The sequence below is a fragment of the Nocardia sp. bgisy134 genome, assembly GCF_057708325.1.
On record NZ_JBYIRW010000021.1, the window covers coordinates 38,121 to 52,573 of the forward strand.

At 65.6% G+C, this 14,453-nt stretch carries 13 protein-coding genes; 6 read left to right on the top strand and 7 right to left on the bottom strand.

Annotated elements, in window-relative coordinates:
* Positions 1 to 2: 2 nt before the first annotated feature.
* Positions 3 to 1,010, top strand: coding sequence for a phosphotransferase family protein (locus AC3ERS_RS30055; protein ID WP_488186872.1), 1,008 nt, complete (start codon positions 3 to 5; stop codon positions 1,008 to 1,010).
* Positions 1,011 to 1,015: 5 nt separating this feature from the next.
* Entirely contained in the window at positions 1,016 to 1,753 is a 738-nt protein-coding gene (locus AC3ERS_RS30060; protein ID WP_431971592.1) for an SDR family NAD(P)-dependent oxidoreductase, read from the top strand.
* A 129-nt stretch (positions 1,754 to 1,882) separates the two neighbouring features.
* On the opposite strand, the gene AC3ERS_RS30065 is transcribed toward AC3ERS_RS30060, so the two are convergent.
* A complete protein-coding gene (locus AC3ERS_RS30065; protein ID WP_431971498.1) occupies positions 1,883 to 3,718 on the bottom strand; it encodes an acyl-CoA dehydrogenase in 1,836 nt (611 codons plus the stop codon).
* Positions 3,719 to 3,917: 199 nt separating this feature from the next.
* Positions 3,918 to 5,156 carry a TetR/AcrR family transcriptional regulator gene (locus tag AC3ERS_RS30070; RefSeq protein ID WP_431971499.1) on the bottom strand — a complete coding sequence of 413 codons (1,239 nt, stop codon included), beginning with the start codon at positions 5,154 to 5,156 and terminating at the stop codon, positions 3,918 to 3,920.
* Positions 5,157 to 5,565: 409 nt separating this feature from the next.
* Here AC3ERS_RS30070 and AC3ERS_RS30075 point away from each other — a divergent pair, with 409 nt between their 5' ends.
* Together AC3ERS_RS30075 and AC3ERS_RS30080 are read left to right on the top strand one after the other, a co-directional pair.
* Positions 5,566 to 5,931 carry a helix-turn-helix domain-containing protein gene (locus tag AC3ERS_RS30075; RefSeq protein WP_488186873.1) on the top strand — a complete coding sequence of 122 codons (366 nt, stop codon included), beginning with the start codon at positions 5,566 to 5,568 and terminating at the stop codon, positions 5,929 to 5,931.
* Between the two features lie 81 nt (positions 5,932 to 6,012).
* The gene (locus AC3ERS_RS30080) at positions 6,013 to 7,005 is read left to right on the top strand and encodes an NAD(P)H-quinone oxidoreductase (protein WP_431971501.1); all 993 of its coding nucleotides are present in this window, start codon (positions 6,013 to 6,015) and stop codon (positions 7,003 to 7,005) included.
* A 21-nt stretch (positions 7,006 to 7,026) separates the two neighbouring features.
* On the opposite strand, the gene AC3ERS_RS30085 is transcribed toward AC3ERS_RS30080, so the two are convergent.
* Both AC3ERS_RS30085 and AC3ERS_RS30090 read right to left on the bottom strand, forming a co-directional pair.
* The gene (locus tag AC3ERS_RS30085) at positions 7,027 to 7,632 is read right to left on the bottom strand and encodes a TetR/AcrR family transcriptional regulator (RefSeq protein ID WP_431971502.1); all 606 of its coding nucleotides are present in this window, start codon (positions 7,630 to 7,632) and stop codon (positions 7,027 to 7,029) included.
* A gap of 314 nt (positions 7,633 to 7,946) precedes the next feature.
* On the bottom strand, positions 7,947 to 8,888 hold the full coding sequence (locus AC3ERS_RS30090) for an alpha/beta fold hydrolase (RefSeq protein ID WP_431971503.1): 942 nt from the start codon (positions 8,886 to 8,888) through the stop codon (positions 7,947 to 7,949).
* 272 nt (positions 8,889 to 9,160) lie between these two features.
* On the opposite strand from AC3ERS_RS30090, the gene AC3ERS_RS30095 reads away from it, so the two are divergent.
* Positions 9,161 to 9,853 (top strand): class I SAM-dependent methyltransferase, encoded by a 693-nt coding sequence (locus AC3ERS_RS30095; protein WP_431971504.1) that lies wholly within the window; start codon positions 9,161 to 9,163, stop codon positions 9,851 to 9,853.
* 164 nt (positions 9,854 to 10,017) lie between these two features.
* On the opposite strand, the gene AC3ERS_RS30100 is transcribed toward AC3ERS_RS30095, so the two are convergent.
* From AC3ERS_RS30100 to AC3ERS_RS30110, 3 genes are all read right to left on the bottom strand, one after another.
* Complete coding sequence (locus tag AC3ERS_RS30100) at positions 10,018 to 11,319, bottom strand: NAD(P)/FAD-dependent oxidoreductase (RefSeq protein ID WP_431971593.1); 1,302 nt, start codon at positions 11,317 to 11,319, stop codon at positions 10,018 to 10,020.
* Between the two features lie 171 nt (positions 11,320 to 11,490).
* On the bottom strand, positions 11,491 to 12,165 hold the full coding sequence (locus tag AC3ERS_RS30105) for a transporter (protein ID WP_431971505.1): 675 nt from the start codon (positions 12,163 to 12,165) through the stop codon (positions 11,491 to 11,493).
* A gap of 68 nt (positions 12,166 to 12,233) precedes the next feature.
* Entirely contained in the window at positions 12,234 to 13,547 is a 1,314-nt protein-coding gene (locus tag AC3ERS_RS30110) for a saccharopine dehydrogenase family protein (RefSeq protein ID WP_431971506.1), read from the bottom strand.
* Between the two features lie 134 nt (positions 13,548 to 13,681).
* Between AC3ERS_RS30110 and AC3ERS_RS30115 the strand changes: the two genes are divergently transcribed.
* On the top strand, positions 13,682 to 14,329 hold the full coding sequence (locus AC3ERS_RS30115; RefSeq protein WP_431971507.1) for a TetR/AcrR family transcriptional regulator: 648 nt from the start codon (positions 13,682 to 13,684) through the stop codon (positions 14,327 to 14,329).
* Positions 14,330 to 14,453: the final 124 nt, after the last annotated feature.

Consider the following 14,453-nt stretch of genomic DNA (forward strand, 5'->3'; position numbering starts at 1 on the left):
GCATGAACATCGCCGCGCTACAGCGTTTTCTGGAGCACCGCGGTGTTGTCGTGTGTGGTGATCTGCGGGTCGAGTTGCTCGATGGCGGTCGCTCCAATCTGACTTTCGTCGCTTCGGACGATGTATCGAAGTGGGTCATCCGGCGGCCACCCGTTGCAGGGCTCACGCCGTCCGCACACGATATGGCGCGCGAGTTCACCGTCATGCAGGCGCTGCAGGATTCATCAGTGCCGGTAGCGAAGACCATCGCCTTCGATGAACACGGTAGTGCGCTGGGTGCTCAGATGAGCGTCGTCGAATTCGTCGACGGCGCTGTGATTCGGGAGCAGGACGATCTCACGACGTTCACCGACGAACAGGTCACGGACGCCGTGGGCGCGTTGGTGCGGATCCTGGCCGAATTGCATGCTGTGGATACCGAAGCGGTGGGCCTGGCCGATTTCGGCCGCCCGAACGGGTTCGTGTCCCGTCAAGTGAATCTGTGGGCAGCGCAGTGGGATAGGGTGAAAACGCGTGAGCTCACCGATGTCGTGACCCTTGGGGCGGCGTTGGCCGAGACATTACCGCCGGAATCCGCAGCCTCGATCGTGCACGGTGATTTCCGCATCGACAACACTATCGTCGATCCGGGGGATCCGGCTCGGATTCGAGCCGTGGTGGACTGGGAACTGTCGACACTCGGCGACCCGCTCACCGACGTCGCACTGATGTGTGTCTATCGGTCTCCGGCATTCGACCTGGTACTGGGCACCCGGGCCGCGTGGACGAGTGACCGGCTACCGAGTCCCGATGCTCTGGCGGACTCGTACGCCGTCGCATCCGGTCGCGATCTGCGCAGCTGGGGATTCTATCTCGCGTTGGCCAACTTCAAGCTCGGTGTGATCGCCGAAGGAATTACTCATCGGGCCCTGCGCGGTGCGGACTCCGGTTCGCCCGCGGTGCGGGCCGCCGATGCGACACCGGAATTCATGGCAGCTGGACTGCGCGCACTGAAGAGAGACTGGAATTGACCGATATCACAAGAACCGCGTTGATCACGGGTGCATCCCGCGGAATCGGTGTGGCGATCGCGAAAAGCCTTGCTCGACAGGGCTACGCGATGACGATAACCGCTCGTGATGCCGATCGCCTGAGCGTCGTCGCCGCGCAGCTGCGCGAGGCCGGCGCTCGCGATGTCACCAGCGTGGCCACGGACATGGCCGATACCGACGGCGTCGAAGCGGTACTCGCCGGGCACTCGCAACGGTTCGGATCGCTGTCGGCGTTGGTCCTCAATGCCGGAGTCGGTACTGCCGAGCCTCTCGCGGATGCGTCGATGCGCAGGTTCGACAAGACCCTGGCCGTCAACCTGCGCGCCCCGATGCAACTCATCCAGGGCGCCCTGCCGATGCTGCGCGCCGCGGCCGCCCTCGCGCCCGAACGTGGCGCGAAAGTGATTGCGCTGTCGTCGATCACCGGGGTGTACGCCGAGGCCGGGCTGGCGGCGTACGGTGCCGCGAAAGCGGCGCTCATCTCCTTGTTCGCAACCCTCAACGCCGAAGAGTCCGGCAAAGGCATCGCCGCCACGACTATCGCCCCCGCTTACGTCGACACCGATATGAGTGCCTGGATCCATGACAGAGTCCCACCGGAAGAGATGCTCGCAGTGAGCGATGTCGTCGAGATCGTCGACTCCCTGCTGAGACTGTCTGCCCGCGCCGTGGTCTCCAATATCGTCATGTCTCGCGCCGGCACCGATGGGTACCGCGCATAGCGCAGGGTAGGTGGCCACCGACGGTGCTCGCTGAACCCGCAGAAGTCCTGGACGCGGTAGCGATCGAACGCCGCGTCCAGGACATCTGTCGTCAGGCCGGTTGTCGGGTCTGCGTCGACCGGCAGCCGGTCAGAACGAGGATTCGTCGAGATCCATGGCGTCGCCATCGATGTCGGTGATGACGGCGCGATCGGAGCTCAGTCGGGGCAGCACTTCACGGGCGAAGAATGCGGCCACGACAACCTTGCCTTCGTAGAAGGCGCGTTCGGCAGCGGACTGTTCGGCGTCGAACGCGTCGAGGGCGGTCTGCGCGTTCGCCAGCAGGCGCCAGCCGATGAGCAGGTCACCGACGGCGAGCAGGAAGCGCACCGAACCCAGGCCGACCTTGTACAGCTCGGACGGCTGCTCCTGAGCGCCCATCAGGTGGCCGGTCAGGGTGGCCGCCATGGTCTGGACGTCCTCGAGCGCGGTGGCCAGCAGCTTGCGCTCGCCCTTCAGGCGGCCGTTGCCCGCCTCCGAGTCGATGAACTTCTGCACCTGGCCCGCCACGTGCGCCAGCGCCACACCGCGGTCACGGGCGATCTTGCGGAAGAAGAAGTCCTGCGCCTGGATCGCGGTGGTGCCCTCGTACAGCGAGTCGATCTTCGCGTCGCGGATGTACTGCTCGACCGGGTAGTCCTGCAGGAAGCCCGAACCACCGAAGGTCTGCAGCGACTCGGTCAGGTACTGGTAGGCCCGCTCGGAACCGACACCCTTGACGATCGGCAGCAGCAGATCGTTGACCCGCGCGGCGAGTTCGGCATCTACGCCCGAGACATGGTGGGCGACAACGGGATCCTGGTGGGCAGCGGTGTACAGGTAGATCGAGCGCAGGCCCTCGGCGTAGGCCTTCTGCATGAGCAGCGAGCGGCGCACATCGGGGTGGCGGATGATCGTGACCCGAGGTGCCGCCTTGTCCGTGAAGCGGCTGAGGTCTGCCCCCTGGACGCGGGTCTTGGCGTACTCCAGCGCGTTCAGGTAGCCGGTCGACAGGGTGGCGATGGCCTTGGTGCCGACCATCATTCGCGCGTTCTCGATCACCTTGAACATCTGGGCGATGCCGTTGTGCACGTCACCGACCAGCCAGCCCTTCGCCGGGATGCCGTGACCGCCGAAAGTGAGTTCACAGGTCGCCGAAGCCTTCAGTCCCATCTTGTGCTCGACGTTGGTGACGAACACGCCGTTGCGGTCACCGAGTTCGCCAGTGGCGTGGTCGAAATGGAACTTCGGGACGACGAACAGCGACAGGCCCTTGGTGCCCGGGTCGGCGCCCTCGGGCCTGGCCAGCACCAGGTGCACGATGTTGGCGAACAGGTCGTCGGAGTCGGCCGAGGTGATGAAACGCTTGACACCCTCGATGTGCCAGGAGCCGTCCTCCTGCTCGATCGCCTTGGTGCGGCCCGCGCCGACGTCGGAACCGGCATCCGGCTCGGTCAGCACCATCGTCGAGCCCCAGTCCTGTTCCACCATGAAACGGGCCCAGCCGCGCTGCTGTGGTGTTCCGATCTCGTTGATGATGTCGGCCATGACCGGACCCATGCTGTACATGTGGGCGGCCGGTTGCGCGCCGAGAACGAACTCGGTGACTGCCCACTCGAGCATCGCAGGTGCCCGAACTCCGCCGATGTCCTCGGATTTGCCGAGCCGCCACCATTCCGCGTCGTACCAGGCGCGCACCGCCCGCTTGAACGGCTCCGGCAGCGCCACCGTATGGGTCCGCGGATCGAATGCCGGCGGGTTCCGGTCGGTGTCGGCGTAGGGCGCTGCGACGGGACCCTCGGCGAGTTTGGCGGCCTCGGCGAGTACCGAGCGTGTCGTGTCGGCGTCGAGATCTCCGAAAGCGCCTGTCGCCAAGATTGTTTCGAGTCCGTACACCTCGAAGAGGTTGAACTCGAGGTCTCGCACGTTGCTCTTGTAATGACTCACGGAACGTAGCCTTCTGGGTCGCCGGACGTTCGAGGCGTCCGAGGGTGAATGACGGGCTGTTCGACGCGCCCGCGGCACACTGTGCGTGATGCCGGCCCGGCTGGGCAAAGAAAAGTCAATGGCGACTAAGTGGGTCGGACAGCACGCCCACCGGATCTGCGCTCGGTGTCGCGGTCGAGGCGCGTCACGCGAACAGCGGTCAAGTGCGGTGAATCACTCGCGGTGGGCGTTTGCGACCGGCGGGTGCCGACTGGATGCTGTGCCCGACGGCGACCAGAAGTTCGACGAGGTCGGTCCGTCTGTTGAGTCGTGGATTGCGCACCGCCTCGATGACGACGGTGGTGAATGCACGGATCAGCATGCGTGTCACCGGCGGTGCGAGTTCCGGGCGTGCTGCGCCCAACATGCGGGCCCAGCTTGCGATGCCGTCCTGGCGGACCCTGCGGTAGCGGTGCTCGGCTGCTGCCGGGAGGTGCCGGGTTTCGCTGACGGTGATGGCGAGCAGATCGGGCTCGTCTGCACCGAATCGGACGAAGTTGTGGGTGAGGGTGGCTATTGCGTCGTGCGAGCTGCGGCTTCGGGTCATCGCGTGGGCGACCAGCAGTTCGATCCACTCGTCGTGGCGGCGCACGATCATGTCCAGCAGTTCGGCCTTGTTGTCGAAGTAGTGGTAGACCCCGGGGCCGGTGATACCCGCGGTGACGCCGATGTCGTGAATGCTCACGTTCGGGAAGCCATGCTGGGTGAACAGGCGGGCTGCCCCGGCGATAATGCGCTCCCGCCGCAGCGCGCGGTCCAGATCCGTGCCGTCGGCGAAGCGGCTGTGTCCGTGCGCGCGAAGTGGATGGGTCGGTTGTGTGGGGAGATCGGTCGCGATGACGGCGTGCATGGCCGCTCCGAGGACCTGGGCCGCCACTGGAATGGGTAGCTCGAGGCGATGGTAGGCCGGGCTGACTGCCACCGATAATGCACACCAGCTCAAGCACTCCACGTCCGCTGCCGACAACTCGGGCCGCCGTGACCGGACGGTCCCGCGAAGGTGCCGGGTAAGCCTGGCTGCCCGGATGAGAACTGCCGACCTGTCGCGTTCATGGAGGTGGCGGAATTCGAGCTGCCACAGTCGCGGGAGCCCGCGCCGCTCGAGCGCGACTTGCACGAGTGCAGCGAGTATCGCGTCTCGGGAGTTGCGGGACCGGCTGGCGGCGTCGAGGCGGGCGAGAGCATCGTCGAGTCCGGTGAGCACACATTGCCCCAACAGATGCTGTTTGTTGCTGAAATGCCGATACAGCGCGGCAGGGGTGATCCCGACGGCTTCGGCGATGTCGGCCATCGACGTGTCGTGGTAGCCGTTGTGCGCGAACGCCTCGAACGCTGCGGCGAGAATTACTGCGCGCCGATTACGTGGACGCGCGCGACGGTCGGGGTGGTCGATGCTCATGCCCTTCGGTGTGACCTGCATCATCGGTCCGGATAGGGAGTTCCGGTGCTCGGCCGCCCGGATCCGATGACGGTGGTGCTGCTTGGAGGAGGGGTGTGGGTGTCGTGCCGGAACACGCGCGTTCGGCCTGAACGGCGAGAGCCGTTCAGGCCGAACGCGATGACCGCGCCGAGCGGCATGGTCAGGCGGGTTGTACGGTCTCGACCTGGGTGCGAGAGGTGCGCGTCAACCCCTTCTGATCGTAGAAGGTGGTCACCAGTACGCCGGAGAGGACGCCGATGGCCAGTCCGATCGCGGTCATCCAGAATCCTCCTTCCAGGCCCGCTGCCGCACCGCCGTCGAAGTACATCAGCGAGCGCAATCCATCAGTACCTTCGTCGATGACATCGCCGAAGCCGTGGGCGAGGCGATGGACTCCGAGCGCCGCGCGCTCACGCGCGGTACCCACGCCGAGCGGCTGGCCGCGGTGACGCTGGTCCTGGAAGGTGCCGCAATCACGCCCGCCCGGGCGGGTGGGCTGGTGTCCGCCGACCCCGAAACCCTGCTGGTCCTGCGGGTCTACATCCAGGAGCTGTGCAACACCTCGCGCACCGCGCAGCGGTTGTTCATTCACCGCAACACGATCATTCGGCGCCTGGTCCGCACCGACGAACTGCTACCGAAACCCCTGGCGGACAATATCGTTGCGGTGGCGGCCGCGCTGGAGGTCCTGCACTGGACAGGCGAGCACGCGCCGCGACGAACGGTTCCCGGACATCGCGGCAACGGGCTGTGATCGTCGCCTCGAATGTTGACGGTGCTAATTTTCAGGGTAATGTTAGCGACGTATACATCCTGCCGACCGAAAGGGGACGACATGTTTGCGGTGACGCTCGACGGCTACGGAGGCTCGGAGGTCATGAAATGGGGCGAGGTCGACGACCTGCCCGCGCCCTGCCCCGGGGAGGTGACGGTGGATGTGGTCGCCGCGGGGGTCAATCGCGCCGACATCATGCAGCGATACGGCTTCTATCCGCCGCCGCCGGGTGCCAGTGAGATCCTGGGTCTCGAGGTTTCCGGAATCATCGCCGAGGTCGGCGCCGGTGTACAGGACTGGAAGCCCGGCGACGCGGTGTGCGCGCTGTTGCCCGGCGGTGGCTACGCCGAACGGGTGAACGTGCCTGCCACCCAGGTGCTTCCGGTTCCCGGCGGGGTGAGCCTGACCGATGCGGCGGCGCTGCCCGAAGCCGCCGCCACGGTCTGGTCGAACATCGTGATGACCGCAGGGCTGCGCGAAGGGCAGACGCTACTGATCCACGGCGGTGGCAGCGGCATCGGGACCCATGCGATTCAGGTGGGTCGCGCGCTGGGTGCTCGTGTCGCGGTGACCGCGGGATCGCAGTTCAAGCTCGATCGCTGCCGGGAATTCGGAGCGAACACGCTGATCAACTACCGAGAACAAGACTTCGCGACCGTCGTGACCGAGGAATACGGCGGCGCCGATGTGATCCTGGACATCATGGGCGCTGGCTATCTGCAGCGCAACGTGCACACTCTGGCCGAAGACGGTCACCTGACGATCATCGGGTTGCAGGACGGGGCGGTGGCGGAGCTGAATCTCGGCGTGCTACTGGCCAAGCGAGGCTCGGTCCACGCGACGAATCTGCGCCGCCGCCCGGAGCGCGGGTCCGGCTCCAAGGCCGAGATCGTCGCCGAGTTGCGCCGCAACCTGTGGCCGCTGATTGCCGAGGGCGCGGTCGCGCCGGTCGTGTCCGCGAAGATCCCGATCACCGATGTCGCCGAAGCGCACCCGTTGCTGGATTCCGCCGAGACCGTCGGCAAGGTGCTTCTCACCGTTCGCGAGCCCTGACCTGGCGCGCACCGGCGTGAGCTACACGTTCTGCTCGGTGCTGGGTGCGCGGTCCGACAGCTCGAGAATCGAGTGGACAATCGCGCGGACCCGCTCGGCGAGGGCGTCCGGCGAGGCGGCGTCGAACTTTCCGTGCAGGTACAGGAAGGCCAGGCCATGCACCATCGACCACAACGCTGTTGCCAGGGCCTCCTCGTCTGCTGCGGGAAACGCTTGCCGCACAATCGATCTGACGTACTCGTGAATCGCAGTGGTAGCTGCCACCCGTTCGGGGCTGGTGGGGTCGCACGGCTCGGCGAACATCGCGCGGAACAACCCGGGCCGCGTCAGGGCGAACTGGACGTAAGCGATGGCGATCGCGGCGAAGTCCTCGGCGGTGGTCGGTGCGGCACTCGCCGCGGCCAGGTTGGCCGCCAACTCCCGGTACCCGACCGCGGCAACGGCTGACAACAGGGCGTCGCGGTCGGCGAAATGCCGGTACGGCGCGGCGGTGGACACACCGGCGCGCCGCGCGGCGGCGCGTAGTGACAGCTCGGCGGCGCCGTTTTCCTCGAGGAGCTCCACGGCCGCACGCACCAAGGCGGCGGGTAGGTCGCCGTGATGATACGGCGTGTTCGACGTTGCCATGTCATCAACATAACAAGTGTTGACATCGCTTAGATCTCGCTTACGGTTCCGTCAGGCAGCATGGCCGAGGTGTGGGGCGACAGGGCTGCGCACGGATTCCTGTTCCAGTACAGCGAATTCGCCACGATGTCACGGAATTCCTCGACGGCACCGCTCCCGGATCGTCCTGAGCGGTCGCCGACGGGGAGTGCAGGGAGCCGACCACGGCCCATGATGCCGCGATGAGATCACTGCGGCACCATGGGTCCGCTCGTCGAACCGGTTGCAGGCCCCAGTCAGTCCGAGCTGCGGTCCGTCCGGGTTGTTCGTGCGTCTCAGTGCAGGAAGGCGGTCAGCAGGGCGTTCGTTTGTGCCGGGCAGTCCTCGTGGACTGTGTGCCCGCAGCCGGGAAGAACGGTTGTTGTGGCATTCGGAATCCTCCGAGCCAGCTGATGAGCTTGGGAGGCCGGGAGCCAGGTGTCCTGGGCGCCCCACAGCACGAGGGTGGGTGCGGTGATCCGAGTAAGCCCGACGTCGGTGAGCCGATAGTCCAGGTTCCGCCACAGTGACAGGAAGCCGTCACGGTTCGCCGGCTGGGAGAACGGTGCGTAGAGCTCGTCGATCACTTCCTCGGTCACCAGGTGCTGGTTGTGGAAGGTGCCACGGATGCTATCGGCGTAGAACGAGCGGGTGGTCAGGTTGGTCGCCAGCTCGCCGAGTAGCGGCGTGGTGAACAGTGGTGTGACAGGCGCCTTTTCGGCGTCGAGGCCCGGTGAGTCGAGAAGGACGAGCTGCTCGACTCGTTCAGGGTGCTGTTCGGCGAAGTACAGGCTCCAGGCCCCACCCCACGAGTGACCGGCGATCGCCGCCCGGTCCAGCCCGACGGCATCGAGGAAGGCGGCGATGGCCTCCGACATCGCGGGCAAGTCGTAGGCGAAGTCTTCGCGATGTAGTTCGGTGAATCCTTGGCTGGGCAGATCGACGGCATAGACCGTGTGCTCGGCGGCCAGCGCCGGGGCGACGTCTCGCCAGGAGTATCCCCACAGTCCTCCTCCGGCGATCAAGACGACGGGTGAGCCGGTCCCGATCCGGGTGTAGTGAAACCTGGCCAGATCGGTCTCGACATATCGGGATTCGACACGGGTCAGGTACTGCGACTGATAGGACGAACCCAAGCCCTCCCAGGCGTACGCGATGGGCACCGTGACGGCCGTGAGGACGGCGAGTAGCGCGGTCGCGATCAACGCGACTCGCTTGGACAGCATTCGGGATTTCATGACAGCGCTTTCCGATCGTCGGGGTATCCGTTCATAGGACCGGCGACCGTCCGCTCGTGTGACAGGGAGTGACGCGGTTCATACGCCTGGCGTGTCAGCGGCGGTCGAGGCCGGACAGTCGCCAGGCGAGCGGTATCGCACCGCCGATGTCATGCCTGCTAGACGCAAGGCGCCGTTGCCGATTTGCCGCCACCGCACCGGCTCCTGACGAGTCCGAGCGCGTCGCGGGCCACGTCCCGAACATGTACCAGGTTCTCTGATATTCGTGGGCTATGACTTCCCCTCACGATTTCGAATTCGAAGAAATCTACCGAGGTACAGGGGGCCCGTTCGGGCCGGGCGTCAAACCACCGTGGAGTATCGGGGAACCCCAGCCGGAACTCGCCGCGCTGATCGAGCAGGGCAGATTCCATGGCGATGTGCTCGATGTCGGATGCGGGGAGGCGGCGATCTCGCTGTATCTGGCCGAGCGGGGTTTCACCACCGTCGGCCTGGACCTGTCGCCGACCGCGGTCGAACTGGCCCGCGCCGAAGCCGCCAAGCGCGGCTTGGTCAACGCCTCCTTCGAGGTCGCCGACATCGCCTCCTTCACCGGCTACGACGGCCGCTTCGGCACCATCGTCGACAGCACGTTGTTCCATTCGATCCCGGTCGAGTCGCGGGAGGGCTATCAGCAGTCGATTGCGCGCGCCGCCGCGCCGGGCGCGTCGTATTTCGTGCTGGTTTTCGACCGGGCCGCCCTGCCCGAAGCACCTGAACCGGGCCCATCGCCGGTCACCGCCGACGAGCTTCGCGAGGTGGTGTCGCAGTACTGGGTGATCGATGAGATCAGGCAGGCGCGAATCCATGGCAATCTGCCTGCGGAGTTGCCGGCGGACGCGGGTTTCCAATTCGAGGGCATGCGCGACGAGCCCCATGGCCGCAAGTCGGTTCCAGCCTGGCTGCTGTCGGCCCACCTGGACTGATCCCGCCACACCGGATCGCGGGCCGCGTTGCCCAGGCCGGATGCGTCAGGCATCGAAGTGCCCGGGCTCCCCCGGCCCGTCGCTCATCTGACGGCCGGGGTTACCGCTGGGGCCGCCCCGCGACACGCGGCTGCCAGCCGCATCGCCGGACTACGACGTCGGCGTCAATGATTCGGCCTCGTGACGCGATCGGCCAGGCGATCAGCGGCCCACGTGGCACGCAGCAGCGGTTCCTTGAACAAGCCCGGCCCGAACCACCGCCGCTCACTCCACACGGCGTCGAGATTGTCATGGAACTCGTTGCCCGCGATCAGGTCAGCGATCAGCGTGCCCAGATAGGGAGCCTGCGCGAGGCCGTGGCCGTTGCACGCGATGGAGTAGTAGACGTTCTCCTGCTTGGTTTGCCCGGCGACCGGCAGCCACGATGGGGTCATCGCGATCCAGCCACCCCACGTCCGCTCGATCGGAACATCCTGTAGCGAGGGGAACACCGCGCGGAACCCGTCGATGAGATCGGCGACGACCGCCGGATCGGACGTGCGGGCGGGAAGGCTGCCGCGCCCCATACGCAGCTGGCGTACCCCGAAAGCGATGGAGTTGCGAGGGGTGATGCGGTAGCTGGTGAGCAGATTGTGCTCGGTCACGATGCCAGAACGGCTCGTCCACCCGGTTGCCGTGATCCGAGCCGGATCGATCGGAGCCGTCTCGACCATACTGACCCAGATGGGCGTTTCCGTCCGCTTCGGCGCGATTCCGAGCTCATTGGTGTAGGCGTTCGTCGCCACGACAACGTTCTTCGCGCGCACTCGTCCGCTCGGAGTGCTGATCACCGCCCCGGAGCCGTTGTTGTCCATCGACTGCAACGGCGTGCGCTCGTACACCCGCGCACCGGACTCGATCACCGCCTTGCGCAGGCCGAGACAGAACTTTCCAGGATTGAGCTGTCCGCCGACAGGCTCGAGAACGCCGCCGTAGAAGGTATCCGGCAGACCGAGTTCGACGTTGTCACCGAACTTGGCGTGCGCCCCGGCCTTGGTGAGGATCTTCGCGATCCGGCGAGCCTTACGCAGCTGGCCTTTGGAGAACGCGGCCCCGACATTGCCTGTCTGTTCGTAATCACAGGCGATATCGAACCGTTGCAGCAAGTCCTTCTCGACAAAGTCGACGGCGTCTTCGGCGAACCGTACGACCTTGGGAAAGCGACGTGGGTAAAGCGGGCTCAGAATCTGCGGATCGCCGGCCGGGGCGCCGGTCAGCTGGCCCGCGTTGCGCGAACTGGCACCGTAGCCGCAGAATTCGGCCTCGAGGAGAATGACGTCGATGCCGCGGTCGGCCAGCCGCAAGGCCGTCGCCATACCGCCGACACCGCCGCCGATAACCGCGACCTCGCACGCGGTGTCGCCGTCCAGCGGCGGCCGCAAATCCGTCGGCGGTTCGATCCAGCCCGTGAAGGTCGAGTAAGTGATGTCATCGTTGGTCATGTATTGGCCTTTTCCATTGAACGATTTTCCCGGCCTGATCTAGCGCGAACACGGCGCGCGCGGTGCCGGTGATACCACCCATGTTGTCGAAGGGACCGTCGAGGAGTGGCCTCGTGCGACCGTGCACGCGGATGAGGAGGCCGCCTCCGAAAGCCGCTAAGCCGAGGCGACTTTCGCTCGATCGGCGTCGACATGCTCACTGTGGTTGTGCAGCGCGCTGTAGGCGTAGTAGAACACGGTCATCTCGAGCGCCCAGACGGTGATCGCGATGATGTAGAAGATCGTGTGGTTCTCGTCGTCTCCTGGGATATGAATGAAGTCGTAGGTCCCGGCGACCACGGCCGCGCCGGCCGTGGCGATGACGACCCAGACCGCGTGTCGGCGCTCACCGACAGCCCAGAGGCGATACGCGACATAGAGCATGAACAGGGAAGCCAGGGCGTTCATCACGATGTAGAAGATTGCCCAGGGTGCAGTGATCGGTTGGGCGAACACCGACAGGTACACGCCGGCCAGAATGGCGAGCGCGAACGCGCCGATGTCGACAGCCAGTGAAGGCTTGAACCGGTGTGTGACTTTCAGCATCCCCAGCACCAGAATCAAGGTGATGCCGAACGATCTGGAGAACGCGTCGAAGAAGAGCATCAGTTGATACGACGGGCTGCTGTGGTCGCCGCCGGTAATTCCGAGCAGCACGACATTACTGCCGGAGGTCGCGACGACGATCCACTCGATGCCGAGGAGGTAGTTCGAGTATTTTCGGATGAACCTTGCGCCGTAGACGAAGCCTGCGTAGACCATCCAGAGATCGGCGATCAAGAGCAGAACCATTGTGAAATCCATTGTTACCTTCTGTGACTACGCGGGGAGGCATCGCGGAACGCGCGAAGGATGCGCTTCTAGGACAGCGCGGCGCTCGACTTGCGGGAAGTCAACACCGTGCTTGGGCGAACCACCGCCTCGATGACGTCGGTGAGCGGTGAACCGCCGGTGTTTGCCAGCGCCTCGTAGAAGTCCTCGGGGTTGGCCCAGTCCTCGGGCGCGAGGACACCGGCCTTGCCGCTCAGCTCCGACACGGCCAGCACCATGAACGCCGCGGTCGCTGATCCGGTCCCCGCCGCCATGTCCGACCACGCGGTGCCCGGCCCGCTGACCGGAAGCCGACGGATCGACACGACCTCGACTCCGTCGCGTTCGCCGGTCACCCGCACATAGTTGATGCCGCGAAAGTCTGGGTGCTTGCGTCTGGCTGCGGACCAGAAGTACTTCAGCACCTCTGTCGCCTTGATCTCGCGGCGGCGAACCGTGCCCCATACGCCTGACAACGCATGCGGCCAGACTTTGAGCGAGCCGGTCTTGTCGCAGACGACGTCGTTGATGAAGTCGATGGCGTCGTCCATCGGCAGCTTGCCGCTCTCCACAGCCACGGCGATGCCCCGCATGATGCCATTGATCGGCGCCGGATCGAGCGCGCCGAGAACGCGAATTCGGTCGGCGCCCGGCCAGCGCCGCGGCATCGTCACCGACTCAGGATGGGCGCACTCGTAGAGCCGGTAGGAGTCGCCGAAGGAGTTGCCCAGGTCGACGACGTCCGATTCCAGGAATGTCTGATGGACAACCGAGCGTCCGTTCTCCCAGGTGTGGCATGGTCCGGCGAAACCTCGGATCGCGTGATCGAGCACCGCGCGCCCGAACGGAACAGGACCCTCGTCACCGGTTGCCCAGCACACGTCGATGCGTTCGACGGTGTCCATATCGCGGGCGGCGTCGGCCGCCATCACATTGGTGAGTCCGGGCGACGCGCCGCAACAGACGAAGATCGGCACGCCGGCCGCCTTCGCTTGGGCGTCGAGTTTCAGTGCCGCGCGAGTACTCGCTTCGTCATCGTCGAGATCCAGGTAGGGAACCTTCTTCTCGATGCACGCCTCCATCACCGGCTCCGCGGTGCGGATGTATGGCCCCGCGCCCAGCACGACAAGGGCGGCACCGTCGATCGCGGCGCGCAGCGCGGCTCCGTCGAAGAGGTCGAACGATCCAGCGGTCGCCGACCCCGCAGGCAGCTTCTTCACCAGGTCGTCGAGCGCATCGGGCCGGATGTCGTACAACTCCAGCTTCCAGTTTCCGTTCGGGACCGCTCTGGCGAAGCGCTCGATCGCGACACGACACATCTCACCGGCGGCGCCGATGAAGACAATCCTTTTTCTTGTGGTCATGGTCGCAAGCTACAACGTCCAATGACATCGCGTCAATGACTTTGTGTAAGTTTTCCGGGACGCGACACAGTGATCAATGACAACATGTCACTGACGGCATGTAACTGCAGCCTTTTCTCCCGTATCATTGGGCCGTGGCCCGACGACCGAAGCACGATCCCCGAGAGTCCGAACGCGAGATTCTCGACGCCGCCGAGCAGTTGCTGCGCGAGCGGCCGTTTCGTGAGATCAGCGTCGACTCGGTGATGAGCCGCACCGGGCTCAAGCGCCCCGCGTTCTACGTGCACTTCCGCGACCGGCACGATCTGGCCTTGCGCGTCGTCGAATACACCGGACGCAAGCTGTTCGAGATGACCGACCGCTGGCTGCAGGGCGACGATCCGGCCGCCGACGCCCGGCGCGCCTTCGAGGGCCTGGTCGACGTCTACGTCGAGCACGGCACCGTCCTGCGCGCGCTGTCCGACGCCGCCGCGAGCGACGAGAAAGTCGAGGGCGCCTATCGAGCACTCGTCCAGCGCTTCATCGACGCGACCGCCTGCCACATCCGAGATGAGCAGGCCCGCGGCCGGATCGGCGAACTGGCCGACGTCGACCAGACGGCCCGCGCCCTGATATGGATGGACGAGCGATATCTCTCCGAAGCGTTCGGCCGCGAACCATACGCCGATCCTCAGGTGGTCGTCGACGTCCTCTACACCATTTGGATGTCGGCGCTCTACAACGCTGTCCCGGCGGCGGCCACGCATCGAAGCACCGCGTCCTTGCACGCCGCCGGGCAGTAGCCGGGGCGTTAGAGGGCTCGATAGATCCGTTGCAGGGTCTCGGTAGACGCCGACGGCGGGATATCGGCTGACCCAGGCGCCAGCTCGATCCAGCACTTGGTCTGGGCGGCGGCGGATTTCAAGG